General features: G+C 69.2%; 15 protein-coding genes and 1 pseudogene. 1 reads left to right on the top strand and 15 read right to left on the bottom strand.

All coding sequences use genetic code 11. From position 1 onward, the window contains the following. A pseudogene (locus AB0E07_RS39290) lies at window positions 1-1,427 on the top strand (hypothetical protein); the annotation flags it as partial. A 34-nt stretch (window positions 1,428-1,461) separates the two neighbouring features. On the opposite strand, the gene AB0E07_RS39285 reads toward AB0E07_RS39290, so the two are convergent. The 15 genes from AB0E07_RS39285 to AB0E07_RS39215 all read right to left on the bottom strand — a co-directional run bounded on the left by AB0E07_RS39285 (window position 1,462) and on the right by AB0E07_RS39215 (window position 18,313). Beyond that, the gene (locus tag AB0E07_RS39285) at window positions 1,462-4,971 is read right to left on the bottom strand and encodes a hypothetical protein (protein ID WP_362263130.1); all 3,510 of its coding nucleotides are present in this window, start codon (window positions 4,969-4,971) and stop codon (window positions 1,462-1,464) included. Beyond that, the gene (locus tag AB0E07_RS39280; protein WP_362263127.1) at window positions 4,971-5,423 is read right to left on the bottom strand and encodes a pilus assembly protein TadG-related protein; all 453 of its coding nucleotides are present in this window, start codon (window positions 5,421-5,423) and stop codon (window positions 4,971-4,973) included. The genes AB0E07_RS39285 and AB0E07_RS39280 overlap by 1 nt, the downstream gene beginning before the upstream one ends. Next, window positions 5,423-5,875 (bottom strand): TadE family protein, encoded by a 453-nt coding sequence (locus AB0E07_RS39275; RefSeq protein WP_362263124.1) that lies wholly within the window; start codon window positions 5,873-5,875, stop codon window positions 5,423-5,425. Before AB0E07_RS39275 ends, AB0E07_RS39280 begins: the two co-directional genes overlap by 1 nt. A gap of 5 nt (window positions 5,876-5,880) precedes the next feature. Then, complete coding sequence (locus tag AB0E07_RS39270; protein ID WP_362263122.1) at window positions 5,881-6,306, bottom strand: TadE/TadG family type IV pilus assembly protein; 426 nt, start codon at window positions 6,304-6,306, stop codon at window positions 5,881-5,883. Beyond that, on the bottom strand, window positions 6,306-6,500 hold the full coding sequence (locus AB0E07_RS39265) for a hypothetical protein (RefSeq protein ID WP_362263120.1): 195 nt from the start codon (window positions 6,498-6,500) through the stop codon (window positions 6,306-6,308). Before AB0E07_RS39265 ends, AB0E07_RS39270 begins: the two co-directional genes overlap by 1 nt. 180 nt (window positions 6,501-6,680) lie before the next feature. Beyond that, window positions 6,681-7,565: a type II secretion system F family protein gene (locus AB0E07_RS39260; protein WP_362263118.1), complete on the bottom strand. Its 885-nt coding sequence runs from the start codon at window positions 7,563-7,565 to the stop codon at window positions 6,681-6,683. Beyond that, window positions 7,562-8,515: a type II secretion system F family protein gene (locus AB0E07_RS39255; RefSeq protein ID WP_362263115.1), complete on the bottom strand. Its 954-nt coding sequence runs from the start codon at window positions 8,513-8,515 to the stop codon at window positions 7,562-7,564. Before AB0E07_RS39255 ends, AB0E07_RS39260 begins: the two co-directional genes overlap by 4 nt. Continuing rightward, on the bottom strand, window positions 8,512-10,005 hold the full coding sequence (locus AB0E07_RS39250) for a CpaF/VirB11 family protein (protein WP_362263112.1): 1,494 nt from the start codon (window positions 10,003-10,005) through the stop codon (window positions 8,512-8,514). The genes AB0E07_RS39255 and AB0E07_RS39250 overlap by 4 nt, the downstream gene beginning before the upstream one ends. After that, window positions 9,992-10,822, bottom strand: a complete 831-nt coding sequence (locus tag AB0E07_RS39245; RefSeq protein WP_362263109.1) for a hypothetical protein — start codon at window positions 10,820-10,822, stop codon at window positions 9,992-9,994. The genes AB0E07_RS39250 and AB0E07_RS39245 overlap by 14 nt, the downstream gene beginning before the upstream one ends. Further along, on the bottom strand, window positions 10,822-11,439 hold the full coding sequence (locus AB0E07_RS39240; RefSeq protein ID WP_362263135.1) for an SAF domain-containing protein: 618 nt from the start codon (window positions 11,437-11,439) through the stop codon (window positions 10,822-10,824). Before AB0E07_RS39240 ends, AB0E07_RS39245 begins: the two co-directional genes overlap by 1 nt. A 102-nt stretch (window positions 11,440-11,541) precedes the next feature. Further along, entirely contained in the window at window positions 11,542-12,423 is an 882-nt protein-coding gene (locus AB0E07_RS39235; RefSeq protein WP_362263106.1) for an ATP/GTP-binding protein, read from the bottom strand. Beyond that, a complete protein-coding gene (locus AB0E07_RS39230; RefSeq protein WP_362263103.1) occupies window positions 12,417-12,782 on the bottom strand; it encodes a secreted protein/lipoprotein in 366 nt (121 codons plus the stop codon). The genes AB0E07_RS39235 and AB0E07_RS39230 overlap by 7 nt, the downstream gene beginning before the upstream one ends. Before the next feature lie 353 nt (window positions 12,783-13,135). Continuing rightward, on the bottom strand, window positions 13,136-14,194 hold the full coding sequence (locus tag AB0E07_RS39225; RefSeq protein ID WP_362263100.1) for a hypothetical protein: 1,059 nt from the start codon (window positions 14,192-14,194) through the stop codon (window positions 13,136-13,138). Between the two features lie 793 nt (window positions 14,195-14,987). Then, window positions 14,988-17,627, bottom strand: a complete 2,640-nt coding sequence (locus tag AB0E07_RS39220; RefSeq protein WP_362263097.1) for an ATP/GTP-binding protein — start codon at window positions 17,625-17,627, stop codon at window positions 14,988-14,990. Next, window positions 17,603-18,313 (bottom strand): hypothetical protein, encoded by a 711-nt coding sequence (locus AB0E07_RS39215; protein WP_362263133.1) that lies wholly within the window; start codon window positions 18,311-18,313, stop codon window positions 17,603-17,605. Before AB0E07_RS39215 ends, AB0E07_RS39220 begins: the two co-directional genes overlap by 25 nt. Window positions 18,314-18,318: the final 5 nt, after the last annotated feature.

The raw sequence follows: 18,318 nt of genomic DNA, 5'->3' as shown, positions 1-18,318 counted from the left end.
GGTGGATGCTCAGCCCGGTCCCGACGTTCCTGCTGTGGCGCCGGATGAAGCTGTGGGAGCTGCGCTCCTACGAGCAGGTCATCAAGCTGGAGCAGCAGCGCCTGGTCTACCAGGCCCGGCTGTGCTCCCGCTTCGGCCGCTCCTGGCGCCGCAAGGCCCCGGTGGAGTCCCTGATGCCGCTGCGGCTGGCCCGCTACGGCGTCCCGCTCGCCGAAACCGCCCCGGCCGGACTCGCCGCTGCGGGCATCGAGGAGCCTCCGATACAGCTCACCGCCGACCCGTTCCCGGTTCCGCCTCAGCGCCAGAGCCCAGAACTCGCATCCGACACCGCCCAGGAGAAGGAACTCACCTTGGTGCGCGGCGCGCCACCTCAACAGGCGCAGGCGCCCCGAACTCCACCCAGGAAGCCGTCGTACGGCTTGGCCGACGAGGGGAACACTCAGCACCTCGCCGATGCCTACGAGGATTGGGTTGCCGCGTTCGGATTCGAGCCCACGAGGGCGCAGTTCGCGTTGTGGATTCAGGACCAGTACGGCATCGCCACCGCCGCCGGCGGGCCGCTTTCGGACGAGCAAATCGAGCCCTTGATCCGGCTGCTCAAGCAACGCCAGACGCTCGAGGCCGAGGACGGGGGTGAACCCGAACCCGAGGCTGCGTACGACGCGGTCGACGGATGGAGTGACTACTTCTACAACGCGTGGCTTGCGTACGCGCAGGAGCATGGGACATACCCTGATACGGACGCTCTCGCCGCGTACGTCTACCAGCGGGACCAGATCACGGGCAGTACTGGCCAGCCCCTGACGGGCGCGGACGTGGCATCCTTCGTTTCGGTCTTTCGGCAGCGGGAGTTCGACGCCCCGGAACTGTCCGCGGAGGAGGCGGAACCTGATCCCGGCGTGGAACCACCCGGCGGTGAGCCCTCTTCGGGCGACGAGGATTCTGCGCAGACTCCGGCCGGTATGGGCGCGCACCCCGTCAGAGACGCGCGCAGGCCCCGGGTGAGTGCCTCTATCGAGGCAGGCGCGGACCAGGCGGCGGCTGAGCCCGCCGTGCTCACCACCGTTGACCGTTACTACCTCGCGTGGAGCGAGTTCCAGGCCGAGCACGGCGAGGAACCGAAGGCCGAGCAGCTTTCCGTCTATCTCGCCGCCAGTAAGGGCATGACCGGTCGTGGCGGGAAGCCGGTCAGCTCGTCCACGCTGCGCCGCTATCTTCTGTTGTTCCGCGTCTACGACGTCTGGGCGGAGCAACGGGTACACGCCGAGGCACCTTCACTTGAGGCGGTTGCGAAGGCGTGCGCAGCGCGTGGGATCACCGCTCAGCACAATCGGCCACTCACAGGTGACTACATCAGCGGGCAGGCCGTGGACTTCGAGCGTCGTTGGCAGGTCCTGACCCGCAACCGTCCCCAGCGACAGCAGTAGCAAGCTCCGTCTTCCTCGTCGTTGCGCATCGTGGCTACGCGGTTGTGCCGGGAGCGTTGAGGAGTTCGTTGATGAGCTGGGACGTCTCCACCTCCAGCGAGCAGTCCAAGTCCCGGTTGACTTGTTGGACGCGGGTGATGGCGGTGTGCAGTCCGGAGCGGTTGCCGCGGGCGGCCTCAAGGCGCATCCAGTCCCTGTAGAGGAGTTCCGCTGTGGGGTCGGCGTCGAGTCCGGTGGCAACAGCCTGGCGGGCGGCGTTGAGGTCGTGGTGGGGGCCTGGCGGGGTGCGGTAGGTGGCGACGGTGTGGGCGACGTCGATGATCCGTGTTGTCATTTCCTGGGCGTGGGGTTCGGCCCAGGGCAGGGGCCGGCCGCCGAACGGTTTGCCCCGCACCAGGGTCAGTGCCTCTTCCAGGCCGGTCAGGCCGGAGGTGCCGAGGGGCAGGGCGTTTTCGGCGAGGTGGAGGAAGCGGGTCCAGTCGCAGCGGATGCCGGGAGCGAGCCGGTAGGGGTCGTCGCCTGTTTTGCGGCGGGGTACGTAGAGGGTGCCGGATGGGTCGCTGCCCAGACTGCTGCGCAGGCCTTGCATGCGGGCGTTGAGGGTGCTCGTCGACCAAGGGCTGACGGGGTCCATGTCGACGCATAGCGCGTCCGCGCCTCGCCCGGGCCGGAAGTAGAGCAGGGCGGCCAACTGCGCCATGCGCGGGCCGTGGCCGGTGTTGGCCACGCCCGTCACTTCGACGAGTCCCAGTACCCGGATTTCCGGTGCATGCAGGTCGCGCACCTCGCGTTTGTCCTCCTTCCGGGCGGCGCTCGGCGTGATGGGGGCCCTTGGCGTGTCAGCCGGCCCAGTCGGGGCCGTGTCGGTGGATCCTGCGGTTTCTGGGCTTGTCGGGGCCTCGGGCTGGGCGGTCTTGGCGTCTGGTCTGTGTGCGTCGACCGGTGGGGGCGACGGCATGGTAGGGGAGAGGACACGGAGCCCGGAGGGATCGGTGCTTGCGGCGACCAGGGCCGGGAATCCTTCGCTGTCCGCGTCCGCGTCCGCGTCCGCGTCCGCGTCCGCGTCCGCCGACGCTGTCGACGACGGCGACGACGGAGCGGGTGCGGGCTGCGAGGCTTGCGTCGACGTGTGCTCAAGTTGCCACACACCGTCGAGTTCGTCCGGGACATCTTCCCAGGGCCCTTCGGCTGGGCCGGAGGGCTGTCCTGACACCTTGAGCGCGGTGGTGATCTGGAGGTAGGCGGAGTGCTCCAGGCGCTGCACCGTGATGTCGATACCGGCGTAGTCGAGGGTCTGTGGGGTGTTGAGGGAGGCGTTGAGGATGTCCGCCTCAGGGAAGTGGGCAGCCGCCGTACGTGCGGGGGCGATCAGCGTGACGGGTACCGCCTTTGCGCGGGAGATCACGTCGGCGTACTGCCAGGCCGTGTCCTCGTCCAGAGGCGACGCGCACAGCACGACATAGGGCTGATGCTGGGTGTCTGGCAACTGGTGCGCTTCGAGCAGGCGTTCACTCAGGTCACGTAGTGCATGCGCGGCCTTGCGCATGTGGGAGATCCGCGAAGTGGGCAGCAGCTGGGACAGGTCCTCGCCGAATCCGACGGTGACGATTTCGATGCCGGCAGCCCAGGGGCTCATCCCGAGTTCCAGGGCGATTGACGTGCATACCTCGGTAATGTGGACGGCTGTGCCGTCCAGGAGCAGGGCGGGCAGCCCGCCGAGGTTGAGCAGCAGCAGTTCCCCGGTCTCGGTGTGGCCGAGTGTGACGAGTGCCGGGTACGGCGCCGGTACGTCCTGGGCGGCCCTTTCATCCAGGAGTGCGGCATCGGGCGGCAGAATCCACCAGCCTCCCTGCCCGGAGGTGAAGGGGGCCGCCGGTTCCTGGGCGAGGTCCTCGGGCAGCACCCGAAGTGTGCGGGAGCCGATGCGGGCGGCCCGCATCGGCGGCACTGCCGCGGTCTGTCCCTGCTGGGTGACGTGGTGGGCGAGGGTACGCAGCGCCACATCCAGGCGGGCGGTGCCGTCGGGCTCGGCTGCTGCTGCCAGCTGGGCCTCGGCAGTGGACGTCTCCGGTGCGATGGCGATGGTTTCGCCCGGCTTGCGGCGTCGGCGTTGCAGCGTCCTGCGCAGGGCGAGCGCGCCGGTGATGGCGGCCGCGAGGAGCGCGCCGGCGCCGAGCACGACGCGCAGGTTCAGCGGGCTGCCGGCTGGAGACGTGGTCGGGGTTGCGGGCGTTGGGGTGGAGGCTTCTGAGCCGGGTGGCTTGGCCGACGCCGACGCCGAGGGGGGCGAAGAGGTGGCTGAGGCGCTGGGGCTGGGCTCGGGTTTCGTGGACGCCGATGCGGGCGGAGAACCTTGGTTCTGCCCGGGCTGTTCGGCTGGCCGGCTGGACGGTGCACCCGGCGTTGACGGCTGAGGCGTAGGCGTCGTGCTCTGGCTGGGGACGGGTGCCTGGGCGTCTCCTGTGCTGTCGCCCGGCCGCTTCGTTGCCTCGGGGTTCTGAGCAGCTGGCGGAGTGGTCTCGGGGTGGGGAGACTTCTCGCCCTGGCCTGGGTCTTGCGGAGGCTGCTCGGTCTTTGCGCTGGGCACGGTGACTTGCTGCCCTGGGTGGATCATGTCGGGATCGGTGATGGGAGGCAGGCCGTGTGGCTGCGGTCTGTCCCGGCTGGCCTGGAACAGCTCGGGCCACTGGTTGCCGTCTCCGAGTTCCTCCTCGGCGATCTTCGACAGATGGTCGCCGGGGCGGACCGTGACGCTACGCCCGCCCTTGTCGTCGCCAGCGGGGATGCGGTCACCCAGCTGGGTGGCGGCGCCCTCCGCGGCTGCGGTGGCTTCGGCGGTCTGGGGCATCCGCAGTTGCCAGCCGGGCTGCAGAAAGCTGTTGGCACGGAAGACGGTGCCGTCGGTCATGATCCGGCCTTCGTTCAGATCAGCGATCTCCCGCCACCGTTCACCGTCCCCCAGCTCGTTGTCGGCGATGCCCCACAGGCTCTCGGCAGGACGCGCTTCGCGCACCGTGTAGGTCGTGCCGGTGCCTGGCGTGCCTGCCGCGGGCGTGGGCGTGTGAGTCTGCTCGGTCCCGGTTGCGTGCGGTGGCTGGTCCTGGCCGGGGATCCGGGCCGCAGTGGTCGCCGGGGCGGCCTGTGCGTCGGAGGCCAGGGCCGAACTGGTGGGCAGCAGTACCAGGATGCTGCCGATCAGGAGAGCGGCAGCGCGCTGGGAGGCGCCCATTCCGCGCGGGGCATGCCAGGTCCGCCCGCGCACCTGGGCGGTCAGCTCGCGGACCGTGCAGAACGTGAACTGCATCCACCCGGTCCAGCCCACCGCGATGAGCAGCAGCAGGAAGACGCTGCCGGTGTCCTGGCGGTCCAGCAGGTGCGTGAGGTCGTCGTGGGTGGCTTCCCAGATGACGGGGGTGGCGAAGGCCAGCAGCAGCGGCAGCCCGGCGACGGCGGCTGTCAGGACCAGCAGGCTCAGCACAGCCTTGACGACGCGTGCCAGGGCGCGGCCGGCTGTTGCGGCGGGGGAGTGGGTGCTGGTGCGCATCAGGGCCCTTCGGGAGCGGTAACGCCGTACAGGAGAGTGGCCTGGCCGTGGCCGGACACCGGCAGCGAGCCGATGCCCACCACGGACAGGAACTTGGTGTCGTAGGAGCCGGTGACCGTGACGGTGAGGGTCTTGCCGTCGCCGGAGATGCTGACGGTGCCGCTCGCTCCGGCGGAGTGCAGATACGTCTGGGCTGCTGCGACGGCGGCCTGCGGATCGACGACGATCGCCGTCCCGCTGATCGCGTCGGCGGGATCGATGGCCTGCCCGCCTGCCCGGGCGGCTTCGCCGGCGATGTAGTTGGCGCGTTCGGTGGCGCGCATCTTGCTGCCGCCGTCGGCGGCAACGCCAACGATCCCGATCAGTGCGAGGACGCACACGGCGACGAACACCGTGACGCCGCCGCGGTCATTCACCGGTGCTCGGCCCTGGCGCAGCGGAGTTGAGGTCATCAGTCGCCCCGCTGCCGGTACTGGTCCACGACCGAAGTGGCCGTTGAGGTAAGGGTTTTGGCTCCTGGCACGCCCGGGAGGAGGAGGTCGGCCAGGGGGACGGTGCAGGTCACGGTCACGGTGACCGTGCCGACCTGCCCGACGGGCACGCTGAGACCGCCGGTGTTGACGGCGACGGACGTCGACGCGCAGGAGATGCCCTGGTCGGTGAGGGACTCCGCGGCTGCTGACCGTGCGGCGGCCTGGGCGGCTGCCGCTGTGCGGTGTAGGGACGCCTCTCTCGCCGCGTCCTCGGCCGCGGAGTCGATCTTCGCGCCGGAGGTGACGATCCGGCCGCCGGCGATTGCCATACACAAGAACATGAGCAACGGGGGCAGGACGATCGCAGCTTCGATCGCGGCGCTGCCCGCATCGCTGCGGAATCTGCGCGCCCCACAGGCCTTGAACCGCATCTGACTCACTCCCCGGGGACGGTCCAGCGTTCCAGGGGCCCGGACGCAGACTGTGTGATCTGCAGGCCCGGCACACCAGGAAGCATGGACAAGGCCGTGCCGGACACTCGCACGCGCACCCGCTCCCCGTCACTGCTGACGGTGACGCTGTAGCCGGTGAGGCTGTCTCCTGCGGTGCGCTGCAGTACGTCGTGCGCGCGGGCGGTGCCGTCGGCGGGGCTGGACTGGTAGGTGCGGGCGGCGGTGAGTCCCTCACGCGCAGCGGTCAGTGCGATCTGCCGGGCGTAGTACCAGAGGGAGGCCTGGATGACGGCGATGGTGACGAGCAGCACGAAGGGGAAGATGATCGCCATCTGGATGCTGGTGTCACCGCGGTCCTCACGCCACCGCCGCCCCTGCCACCAGAGTGTCAGCTGTGCGGGCGGCTGCATCAGAGGTTGTTGAGCTGGCCGTTGTACTTGGCGATCACGAGGGCGATGGTCCCGGCGATCAGGACGGCGCCGGTGACCGCGGCCACCCAGATGATGACCGTGGTGGTGGAGATATCGCCGCGGTCCGGCCGCCGCGCAGCCTCCTCAAGGACTTCGCGTACCCGAGCGGACAGCCGGAGGGCTGCACGGTTCACGCAGGCTAAGGAACGTGCGCGCGGATGGGCACGCTCCGGACCACGGGATGCGGTGGGAAGGCTCGTGCCCGGGTGCGGGTGTATGGGCGGGTGTGGGGGCGTGTGGAGGGCGGCACGACGGACTGGGGCTGCGGTGTGCTTCATTTGCGTCATCTCCGGGGTGTTGTACGAGTGGGGCATTCAGACGGTGAGCATGCGGATCACTGCGGGGAAGGCCATCAGAAGCATCACCAGCACGGCGAGGAGGGCTCCGGGCGCGGTCATCTTCTCGCTGGCGGTATTCGCCTCTGCGGCCTGCTCGGCGAGGAGTTCGGCGTTGAGGGCGGCAGTGCGGGCCCGCAGGGCCTTGTAGACGGCTGCGCCGTCGGTTGCCGAGCCGCGCATGATGTCGGCGATGTCGTCCAGGACAGGCAGTTCGTACTGCGCGGACAGTTCGTTGAGCGCCTGGTACGGGGGGATCTTCTCCAGCCGTGCCCGGCGCAGGGCGCTCTGCAGATACAGGAAGGGCCAGCCTTCGCCGGCCTCGGCGGCCTTCTCCAGGGCCTCGGCGGGGCCGGCGTCTGCGGCCCGCTTGAGCGCGACCAGGTCGAGATAGGCGGACAGGGCGTGCGCGAACTCCTCCCGCGCCCGCTTGGCCTGGTCCCGCACGGCCAGGTCGGGGGTGATGAACAGCAGCACGGCGACGATGAGTCCGACGCCGGCGGGCACGTAGAAGGGCAGGCCGACGCCCGCGATGATCCACGGAATCGTCGCGATCACCGGGCAGAGCAGGCCCAGCGCGGCGAGTGCGGTCTTCTTCAGCATGAACTGGCCCGGTCCCTGCCCGAGCAGCGCCAGGTTCGTGGCGGGCACCCGGACGCCGGGAAGCCGTGTGAGGCGGGCCAGCAGCCACCGGCCCCAGATCTCTTCGCGGTCCAGCTCCGGCTCGGCCACCGCCAGCGTCGCCGGGGCGCTGCGCTGGAGGGCCGGGCCCAGCGCGGGCTGGGGCTGGAGGAGTTCGCGGATCAGCAGGGCGACGCCGGCGCCGACCGTGCCGCCTGCCAGAACCACAGGGAGGAGATTCACCTGGCCGTTCCTTCCGTCTGGCGGTCGGTGGCTGGCAGGCCCGTTTCCCGTCCGGATGCGGGGAGGCGGACGTGGCTGGCCGGGTCGGGGACGAGGAATCGGGGGATGCGGCGGAAGGTACCCAGCTGCCGCATCAGGGCGAGCACGCCGACGAACCCGGCCGTCAGGAAGGCCAGGACGAGCTGTCCCAGGAGCGTGGAGTAGGGCCTGGTGTAGCTGGGCACGAAGAACCCGGCCACCACGACGCCGATGGTGATGATGGTCATCCACCGCACGGTGGTGCGCGGCTTCGCGCGGTCCGCTTCGATGGCACGCTTCTTGGCGACTTCCTCGCGGACCGTGCCCGACAGGTCCTCCAGGGCCTGGGCCAGCCCCGGGCCGCGGTCGTTGACGGACAGGATGAGCGCGGCGAACACCTTGTCCGCGGTGACGTCGTCCAGCTCGTCGGCGAACCGGCGCAGCGCTCCCTCCGGCCGCCAGCCGAGCCGCAGCCGGTCGGACAGGTTGATGATGTGCGGGGCGAGTTCGTCCGGTGCCCCCTGCCGGCTGGTGATCATGGCCTGCTCCAGGCCCATGCCGAGGCGCAGCAGGCCGGCGAGCCGCTGCGTCCACTCGCTGAGCGCTTCCAGCTGGCCGATGCGGCCCTTCGCCATCTGCGCCGGAGTGATCAGCCATGGCACCCCGATGACGGCGGCCCCGAGCAGCGCACTGGCGACGAAGTTTCCCGAGACCAGCCACACGGCTGCGAAGACCACGACCGCCCCGGCCGTGAGAGTCCGCCGACGCATCCGCGCGTCCTCGCTCTGCTCCCTCCCGCCACGCATCGCCGCCTGCCAGCGCACGTGCAGGGGAGCCCGGCGGGGCGCCGTGGTGCCCACGACACCCGCCACGACTCCTACCAGTCCGCCCACCAGGGCCATGCCGCACAGCAGCCCCAACAGCAGCGTCACCGCGCGCCTCCCACCAGCAGTGGCAGCGGCGCCGGCCAGGCCCCGTACGGCTCCCGCAGGAGGGCGGAGTCGAAGCCGACACGGCGCAGGTCGTCGATGCAGCCCGGGTCCATCCGCGGCACCGCCCGCAGCTCCCCCCACTCCCGGCCAGGGGAGAAGATCTCATTGGTGGCGGGCCGGCCGTTCTCGCCGATCCCGGTCAGCTCCAGGACGTGGGAGACGTAACGGTGGCGGCGGCCTCCGATCTGCGTCTCGTCCGTCATGTCGACGTACACGATGAAGTCCAGGCCGTTCGCCGTCTGCCGGTAGGCGAGCTGCTCGGACAGGTTCTCCTGGGCAAGCGCATACAGCTCGGCGATCCGGTCGAAGACGATGTCCGGGCGACGCGCGTGGATCGTGCACAGATTCCCGCCCGAGCCGTTCGTCAACGCCTGCATCATCGCCACGACTTCGGGACCGCGGACCTCACCCACCACGATCCGCTCCAGCGACATCCGCAACGCCGGATGCATCAGATCCAGCAGCGTCACCTCACCGGCGCCGCGCCCCGTGACGTCCTTCTCCCCGTTGGACTCCCGCCCCACCAGAGAGACGACCTGCCGGTGGTAGCCACTGGTGTGGGCGAACAGTTCGTCCTCGGTCTGGATCGTCGCGAACCGGCACTCCGGGTCGAACTCCCTGAGCATCGCCCGCAGCAGCGTCGTCTTCCCGGCCTTCTGCTTCCCCGCGATCATGATGTTCTTCTCCGCGCGGACGGCCGCACCGAGAAACTGGCGCAGCACCGGATCGATCAGGCCCAGCCGGACCAGGCCGTCGAGATCCGCATGGGAGACGCGGTGGCGGCGGATGACGGCATACGTCATCGGCCCCAGCCCGGTGATCGCCTGCAGCCGGGAGCCATCCGGCAAGGACAGCGCGAGAGTGGGACTGGCGGTGGAGATGGTGCGCTCGCAGCTCCCCGAACCCCTCGCCAGCTCCCGCAGGAGTTCCAGCAGTTCCTCCTCGGAGTCCGCGACCGGGCCGACCCGGCGGCGCCGGCCGTCGCCGTAGTCGAGCCACACCTCGTGCGGGCCCTGGATGAGGATGTCCTCCACCCCCTCGTCGTCCAGGTACGGCTGCAGCCGCCCCGCCCGGAACAGCAGGTCATACACCGCCCGGCGCAGCGCCTCGTCCTCCTGCGGCGTCATCGCCTGCGCGTCCGACCACAAGGCCACGGCCTCGGCGATCCAGTTCAGGCAGCGCTGCTCCTCGCTCGCCCGGTCCATGCCCGGCTTGGCCTTGAGGAGTTCCTCGCGCTGCTTGGCAACCTGCGAGGCGATGTCCCGGGCCACCCGGTAGTCGACCGTGATCTGCGGCCCGGCCGTGCCCAGCAACCGCGGACTCGAGACGGAACCCGCCGCTGCGCGGGTGCCGCTGGCCGCGTGGCGGGTCTGCTCCCGGGCGGGCGGGGCCACGGTGGGGTCGGGATGCAGGGGCCTAGCGCGGTGCACGTGCCACCTCCCCGCCCGGCGTCCGAAGGCCGCGGGGATCGAGGCGCGCCCGCCGCAGCGCGGCACGCTGAACCAGCAGCGTGCCGCTTGTCCGGGCGGCCCTCATCAAAGGAGACCGGGCGAAGTGGCGCGGCTGTTCGGCGCCGTCGGACAGCACCCGGGCGTCCTTCGGCGCATACGGCAGGGTGGCGATCACCGGCACCTGCAGAACCCGCTGCACCTCGCCCGCCGGGTAGGGGCCCTCAGCGATCATCAGTACGCTGACGTCGCCGACGTGCTCCTGCAGTGCGCGCACCCGGCCCTCTGCCGCCTGCAGGCAGCGCAGGGTGTTGCGGACCACCACGAACGTGGCATCGGCCTGTTCGGCCAGGACACCCGAAGGCCCGAACGCGCCGCGGCGGCCGAGATCGATCAGTACGTCGTGGCCGCTCGAGGAATCAATGCCGCGGAACATCTGCGCGAGGATCTTCCAGACCTGCCCCAGGCTCGCCGACTGCGACGGATCAGTCAGGCCGGGCAGCAGTAGCCGGTCGCGCGGCGACTCCCCTTTACCGTCCTCGCCGCCCAGGTCGATCAACTGCCGCCAGAAGGCCTCGCTGAACTCGCCCTTGCGGGCCGCAACCGACAGATTGCGCAGCCCGTAGCGATCACCGAGCGTGCCCTGCAGCAGCCCATGCAGCACAGCACCGCCGTCCGGGTCGCACTCCGCCAGAATCATCCGCCGACCCGCCGACAGAGGCCATGACAGCAGCAAGGCCAGGGCGCTCGTGGTCACGCCGGGCGCACCGCTGCACCCAGCCAGAGCGATGACAGCCATCAGGTGCCGTCCGGAGCTGCGAGGACCAGGCGCAGAGTGCCGGCCGCTTCCCATGCAGCGGCCGTGGGGCCGTCGCCTGCGGACGTGGCCACGTCGACGACCACAATGCCCGTGCCCGGAGCAGCACCTGACGCCTTCACCACTCGGCCGTCGATGGTCTGCGGCGCAGCGTCGGACGTAGCATCCGTGTCCGTCGTTCCCGGGGCTGGGACGTGCACCAACTGGACCTTCTGCCCCGGCACCAGCGCGGTGGCCGGAATCTGCTTAGGCTCCAGGCCGATCGGCACCAACTGCTCGCCCGCCTTGACCAGACTGTCCTTCGTCACCTGCGAGGGAGCGAGCAGGGACCCAGGCTTGAGCTCCACCGCGGCCCGCTTGCCTACCAACGACTCGATGTCCTCGGCGCGCACCGCTTTGACTGCCGGGTCCAGAGCGACGGAGGCCTGGCCCAGGTCGTCTGCAGCGAGGACCTGGCCGACCTGGACGTCGCGGACCACGGTCACCACGTTGGTGCGGTCGCCGACCTGGAGCAGCAGGACAGCAACTCCAGCACCTCCAGCAGCGATCAACGCTAGCGACAGTGCGATGACGCCCGGTCGTCGCCTTCGAGCTGACACGCGAGGTGGGGCCACGGGCCCGGCGCCGGGTTCCTGCGGGGAGACACCATTTGGGGCTGTGCCGAATTGGGTCTTGCTCACCGTTCCGTCCTCCCGGTGGCGTTACCTGACGACCTGGACTTCACCGACCGCGACCTGCGCGTTGGTCTGCCTCACCTCGGTGAGCTGGCCAGTCTGTCCGCCGCCCTGCCAGTTGATCGTCCATGTTGATGTTGCGGTCACTGAGAACTGGGTGTTCTGGGCACCGGCCGAGGTCTTGGAGTACACGTGGCCACAGGTCGGGGACTGGGCCATGCCCTCGGAGCGCGTGTAGGTGGTCCCGGGGCCTTTGCAGGTCACAGTGTCACCGTCCCCCATTGACCACACGATCTTCGAGACCTCCGCGGTCGCTGTTACGGTGATGCCGCCCGCAGACGCTGAGGCGGTGTTCGGCCCATAGGTCGTGGCGCTCTGGTTAACCCACATCCACAACGGAACCCCGACCGTGTACTTTCCGGCTGCACGTGGACTGGCGATGTCGGGGCCGAGCAAAGTCATCGAGTCCACGGCCCGCTGCGCCAGAACGGCCGTGTCGACGGTGTCCTGTGCTGGCGGCTCAGCCAGCCACACCATCCGAACGATGGTGTTTCCGGTGACATCCCAATAGCCGCACGTTTGCTCGTAAACGGCCCCGTCGCCGGGTTCGTGGCCTTCCCAATCCAGGCTTCCGGCGGGTGGCTGCGGGTCCGCCAGCTTGTACACGCAAACCACCCCCTTCTCGGGCTTGCTGCCCCCGGAGGAACCGTTGTCACCACTCTGGTCTGCGCTGCCGCCTGCTTGTCCGTCGGCGGGCTGACCGGGAACGTCCACCTCGACCTGGCAGTCGTACAGGCCACACTCGGCGTTTGCGTCACCGTCAGGATCATTTGCCGCGAAGACGGCGGCGGGAACAGAGAGCCCGACCAGGGATAGCGCTACGGTCAAGGCGATGCGGTGCCTCAGCATGACTTGCCCTGAGGCTCATCGCGGATGACGCGCCACCCTTCCGGATACCTCTCCAAGGTGCTGAGGATCCGGTACTTCGTCAGGCGGTTCTCCGGGAGGGTCACGGGCTTCTTCGTCTCCGCATCGACCCTGCGCCAGTTGGAGATGTCCAGGCAGCTCGAGACAGTTGCGTTGGGGACCTTGCCCGAGACGTTCACGCTGACGACTGCCTGTTCGGTGAGGGCCACACTTCCCGTGTAGACGCGGCCGCTGTCGTGGGCACGCTTGGCGTCTGACTCGGCGTTCTTCAAAGCGGCAGATGCGGCGTACTGATCAAGGTGTGCGCTCTTGCCGGTACGGTCGGCGTAGAGCTTCTCCATCTCCCGCCAATAGGCCCTGTATGTGGCGATCGCTTCCTTCTGGGCTGCGGCCTTCGGATTTGAGGGAGTAGATGTCTTAGGAGACTGTGGGGATGGGTTTTCCGCGCCGTCCTTGCCGCCGGATGAACTGCACGCGGTCAGTGCGAGGGAAGCGCAGAGCGCGATGGAGGCGGTGGCTTTTCGTAAGTGAGCCGCGTTTCCGATGGTCCGATATGCGCAGCGTTTCACGATGCCTCCCCTTGCGGTTCGCTGCGAGATGCCTGCCTCTGCGGGTGCCGTGGAGGCCTGGATGTGCCTCGTAGTGAGCAGTGGCTGCCGTATGCCTGGGCCGGCGTCAGCCGGGTGGAGCGCCTTCATCGAGCGTCGACGTGTTGGAGATCCATCTCCGCGATGCGAGCGCTCGCTTGGGAAAGAATCGCCAGCCCCTGGCCCTGGAACTCGTCGGTGAGCAGAGCAGTTTGGCCGAGCCCCACGCCCAGCGCCTTCTGCCGGTCGGTGGGAACGAGGTGATGACTGCTGCGGTAGGCGGGCTTGAGTAGTGTCTCTCGGGTGTGTGCGGCGGGAAACGCCGCGAGTACCCCTCCGCTGGCGGTGCGCAGTGCATACACCTTGGCGTGGGCGGGCTCTTCGGCGAAGAACTTCACCGTGGCCATGCCGTTGGCTGCCCCGCTCTTCTCACTCGTGCGGTAGGTCTTGAGCGCAGCCTTCGTGACATCGGTGGAGGCAAGCTCCTTGCCTTCGCCCTGTCCGCCGGTTTCGTAGAGGTCCTGGAAGGCGGCGGTCAGCTCGGTCGGAGTGATCTGCCCGATCTGCTGCGACGGATCGACGGCTTCGGCCAGCCCGTGGCGGTCGCGGGCGATCTGCGGGAGCGCGTCGTCGTTGTCGGTGTAGAGCGACATCACCATCTTGTAGGTGCTGCCCACCTTGTCGAAGAACAGCAGGGTGCGAGTTCCGTTGCCGTAACTTGACTTGGCCTGGACTGCGAACCAGGTGGTGTTCGGTGACTGCCGCGGAATGAGGTACTCGCGGTCCTCGTAGACGAAGGCGGTGCGATAGGCGTTCTGGTCGGCCTTCGGCCATGTATCGAATGCGGCGTAGTCCGCCTTGGACTGCTCGTGGAGCTGGCCGCCCTCGACGGTGGCGAGCAGGCCTTCGTCCTGGATCTTGTTGGCCTGGTTGTTCGTCTTCTCGTAGGCGTCGACGACTCGTTTGGCAGCCGCCTTCGTCAGTACCCCGTCAGGGACAGGCGTGGCGCTCGTCTGACTGCCCGGGTTGCCGTCGGCGTCTTCCTCTGCGCTGCCTCCGCACGCGGTCAGCGCAAGCAGTAAGACCGAAGCCAGGATCCTGGCTGTGTTCCTCCGTAAGCGAGGGCTGTCGGCGCGGGGCGTGGTGGCGAGCTTTTGGGTGTGCATGGTTAAGGGCGCTAACGGGCCCTGCTGTGTACCTGTCACGCTTCTCCCCGTGTGTGACGCGACGTAGTCGACCACGGCTCGGGCCTTCGGCGGGCGGAAGCCTGCAGCGTGTGGCCTGGTCGAGCTGTGGTGATGCTTGTGCGTGACCGTCAGATTACGCATATGCCAGTCAACTTCCCAACCTCATCATCGAGTTCACTCGTACAACTTGGGTCGCATCCGGTCACTTTCGGAACCGGATGTCGATTTGTAGTTCTGTGTCTTCACGCGTTTCGTTTGCGCGCGAACAGCGGTATGGGGCCTGCTCGGGCGCATCGGCGTCTGCGGCGGGACTCCTCTGCCCGTCCTGAAGGGAGCGTCGGCTGCGTGGCGATCCGGCCATCGTTGCGGGTTGCCTGGCGGATCGGATTCGGTGGCCGCGAGGTCCAGTGGCTGGTCGGTGCGAGGCTGCCGAATCCAGCGACTGTGCGGGGTTCTGGCGTGCGATGCGGCCTGCGGGTCGGTGGAGGTGGAAGTCCCCGTGTGCCTTTTTGGGATTGTGAACTTCGTCAGTAGCTGGCGGCATCTAGGTCTCCCAAGTATTCAGCGTGTGGGCTGTTCTGGTGGATGCAGCCCATGCGTGCCAACGTAAGCTAGTCATTCACGTAAGCAAATATCAAGAGGGTGGGCGGCTTGTTCAGGGCACCCAGACGGTCTGACGGGTAGTGCTCGGCTGCAGGGCCAGGAGCGGGTGTGGCAACCCGCTCAAGCGGACTCGGAGTTGGTCCTGGCAGCTCGGTTCTGAGGGTGCTGGTTACTGGTAGTCCCCTTGCTGTGGTCTCGTGGCTGGCTGGGCGGTGGTGGCGAGTTGGGTGAGGAGCCTGTTCACGCGGTCCAATTGGTTGGTGGCGCTGGTTGTGAGCTGGTCCAGTGGCTCGGCGCCGGCCATTGTCCGGGCGGCGCGTTCGAGCGCTGCGGCCTGGCCTGGACGGGCTTTGTCGGCGAACACCTTGTCCAGATGGGGACCGGTGATCTGGACGGGGCCGATGCGGCGTCCCTTGATGGTGAGTGTCATGTAGTGCTCGAACCGGTCGAGGGTGGCGACGACGTCCGCGCTGGGGCGCTCGCCCCATTCGGCGGTGATGGGGGCGATGGCGGACTGTGAGCCTGCGGTTGACGCCAGGGTGGAGGCGTTCTGCACCAGTGACAGGCGTACGGGTTGGGGGAGGCGGGCGAGGAGTTGGGTCATGCCGTGGACGTGGACTCTGTACTTGCGGAAGTCCTCGAACATGGCGGCGATCGTCTCGGGTGCCGCGCCGGTGAGGGTGATCAGTTCGTCGAAGTACGGGCGGAACGGCATGCGTTGGGCTTCGGGGGTGTCGCGGCGTGAGCGCACGGCGCGGAGCAGGTCCCGGGCGAGCAGCGCGGTGATCAGCCGGTCGGTGGGCCCGTTCCCGCCTGGGCACACCCACACGATCAAGCGTGTGTCCATGGCGGCGCGGATGTTGTAGATGCCGGCGGGCTGCCCGAGGAAGGCGCGGGTGACGGGGTTGGCGGCGAGGCGGGCGATGGGGTTGAGGACGACGCCGAATGCGTCGGTGGGCAGTGTGGGAAACACCGTTCGCCACCATGAGCGGGTCTCCTCGTCCAGCCGTGTCCCGACCGCGGCGAGTGCCGTGGTGCGGAAGCCCGGGTCGGTGAGCAGCGCCCGCACGTGAAAGATCGTGGCCTGGTCCTCGGGACGTCCGGTCTGGCAGGCGGCTTCGTTGACCGCTACGAGGACGGCCAGGGCGTTGGTGAGGATGGTCAGTGCGCGGGGAGCGGTGGCGTCGTCCCAGCCGAGCACGGACGCGTAGGCGTCCGCGGTCGCCTCGACGACTTCGTGTGCGGTCTGGCCTTGGTGCATGCCGATCGGGTTCCAGCAGCTGAGCTGTGTATCGGGTGCGCTGGCGGTGAGGTCGATCAGCGCGATCCGCGCCATGAGGTGGTCGTGGGCGAGGAACGGCAGGGCACGTGACCACGAGTCACGGTGCGGATCGAGGAACATCAGGCCGCCGCCGGCGTGGGCCCAGCCGATCGCCTGGGCGAGGGCCCGCTCCGTCTTGCCGCCTCCCGCCTTGCCCACTCCGACCTCGAAGAGGGTTTCCTCGGCATGGGTGGCGACCAGGCGCCGACGGCCGTCCGGGCCGCGGTAGATCCCCTGCAGCAACAGGTCCGGATCCCCGTGCCGGAAGGTGGGCAGGTCGCCGGGGAGCAGAGGAAGCCGGCAGTGCACGGTGGGCGGTTTGAGGAGCCCGGTCAGCTCCTCCAGCCTCACCCAGTTCGGGCGGGGTGGCTGGCAGTGACCCAGAGTCCAGCGGCGTTCGAAGCCGCGTCGGCTGGGCCAGCGGTCCGCCCCGAAACGCCAGGGACCAACTCTCAAGCCGCGCATCGCCCACCGGGAGACGCCACCGAACACATCCAGGGCCGCCTGGAGCTGTGCGAGGCGGGCTTCGGCCCGGCCTTCGGTGTTGGATGCGCACATGACCAGCAGCTGCACCCGCACCAGGTGGTCGTCCTCGGCGAGCTTGCCCAGCGCCTCGGCCCGGTCCACCCGGCGCGGGACGGGCGGCATGACCAGCCTCCGCCCGGCGCCTGCGCCCTGCTTGCCGGAGACCAGCTGCTGCACCTGCCAGGTCAGCGAATCCTCGATGCCGGTGGCGTCCTGCCGCACCCACCGGGCGGCCCGCTGCGCTTCGCGCCGCTCGACGCGACGGGCATCACTCATCAGCTGCACACGGCGTGCCCGCAGGGCCCACTTGGGGGCGCGCTGGATGTCGAGCCGGATCTCGGCGAGGTCGCCCAGCTCGGCTCGCAAGTCCGAGACGGCGTCGATGAGCGGCTGCAGCGGGTCCGGGGCCAGGGGTACCTCGCGCAGCGGGGCGGTCGGTCTGCCGCGCAGGATGAACTCTGCTCGCACGGTGTGTGTCCGGGGCTTGTCGACGACTGGCCGGCCGCGGTGGACCGTGACCGCCGGGCCGAACGGTGTGATCGACAGCAGGCGTTCACCGCCGGCCGGGCCCTCGATGCGGTAACGCAGCGGGCTGGAGCCGTCGGCCCGCAGCCGGATCTGTACCGCCTTCGACCGGCGCGGCGCCCACCACGGCATGCTCGTCGACGCCCGTGCCAGCTGAACACCCCGGCGGAAGATCTCCTCCAGTCCAGGATCGAAATGGCGGGCGGGAACGAGTTCCAGTGCCATCCGCTCGGCCGAAGCCTTCCGAGCCAGACGACGTACCAGTCCCTCGCCCGCGACGCAGGCCGCCGCAGCCGTCAGGGCCACCACCCACCAGAAGGCCAGTAGCCAGCTGGCGGTGTGCATGACGCCCGAGATGAGGCTGAGTCCCTCGCCGGACGCAACGACAGTGACGGACGCGAGGGCGTGGCTGGTCAGGTCCTCGGCTGCGGTATCCATGTCACTGCTCCCTTCTTGATGGTGCGGGTGAAGTGCCAGTCGGTGATGCGCAGATCGGTGAAGGTGCCGCCGCGGTCCGCGCCCGCCCACACGAGATGGACCACTGCCCCATCCGGGCTGCCGTCACGGCGGGCGATCGCGGCCTGGATACGGAAGCGAGCAGTGGCGAATGCGGGGGCCACAGCCTGCTCCGTGCCGGGAAACACCTCGGGCCACTGCGCACGGCCGACGCCGGTGGCGTCCGCCTGCAGCAGCGCCCGGCCGGCGGTGAGCAACTCCCGCTCCTCATGAGGGGGAAGGTCAGGGGGCCAGGCCGCCTGCAGGTTGCGCTGGACTGCCCAGTCGCCTGCCGAGCCCTCGCCGTGCGGCGCAAGAGGAGATTCGACGGCCAAGGAGGGGACTGCGGCCGGTGACACGGACGGAGAAGTACGAGCGGTCGGCTTGCCCGCGGGCGGCACCGTGGTTGCCCGGGCGTCCTCCGGGGACGCATACGCAGGCGGCGAAGCTGGCTGCTGGCCGTCCGGCACGCCCAGCAGGGCGACGCCCGCGACCGCCAGGAGGATCGTGCTCAGCAACAGCAGGCGCGGTGAGCGCGATGTAGGTTCCGATCTGGTTTGTCGGCTGACGCCGCGATGACCTGCGGCCTTGCGTGGTTGTCTCGACGATCTGTCGGTGCGTTTGTCCAGCCGGG

The organism is Streptomyces sp. NPDC048002, assembly GCF_040653275.1.
Taxonomy (GTDB): domain Bacteria; phylum Actinomycetota; class Actinomycetes; order Streptomycetales; family Streptomycetaceae; genus Streptomyces.
This window is presented reverse-complemented; position numbering and strand designations above follow the sequence as displayed.

Coding starts and splice junctions, on each gene's coding strand:
- AB0E07_RS39275 (WP_362263124.1), bottom strand. CDS start 5,875: ATGCGGTTCAAGGCCTGTGGGGCGCGCAGATTCCGCAGCGATGCGGGC.
- AB0E07_RS39280 (WP_362263127.1), bottom strand. CDS start 5,423: ATGACCTCAACTCCGCTGCGCCAGGGCCGAGCACCGGTGAATGACCGC.
- AB0E07_RS39235 (WP_362263106.1), bottom strand. CDS start 12,423: ATGCTGAGGCACCGCATCGCCTTGACCGTAGCGCTATCCCTGGTCGGG.
- AB0E07_RS39270 (WP_362263122.1), bottom strand. CDS start 6,306: ATGCAGCCGCCCGCACAGCTGACACTCTGGTGGCAGGGGCGGCGGTGG.
- AB0E07_RS39220 (WP_362263097.1), bottom strand. CDS start 17,627: ATGGATACCGCAGCCGAGGACCTGACCAGCCACGCCCTCGCGTCCGTC.
- AB0E07_RS39285 (WP_362263130.1), bottom strand. CDS start 4,971: ATGCGCACCAGCACCCACTCCCCCGCCGCAACAGCCGGCCGCGCCCTG.
- AB0E07_RS39230 (WP_362263103.1), bottom strand. CDS start 12,782: ATGGAGAAGCTCTACGCCGACCGTACCGGCAAGAGCGCACACCTTGAT.
- AB0E07_RS39245 (WP_362263109.1), bottom strand. CDS start 10,822: ATGGCTGTCATCGCTCTGGCTGGGTGCAGCGGTGCGCCCGGCGTGACC.
- AB0E07_RS39225 (WP_362263100.1), bottom strand. CDS start 14,194: ATGCACACCCAAAAGCTCGCCACCACGCCCCGCGCCGACAGCCCTCGC.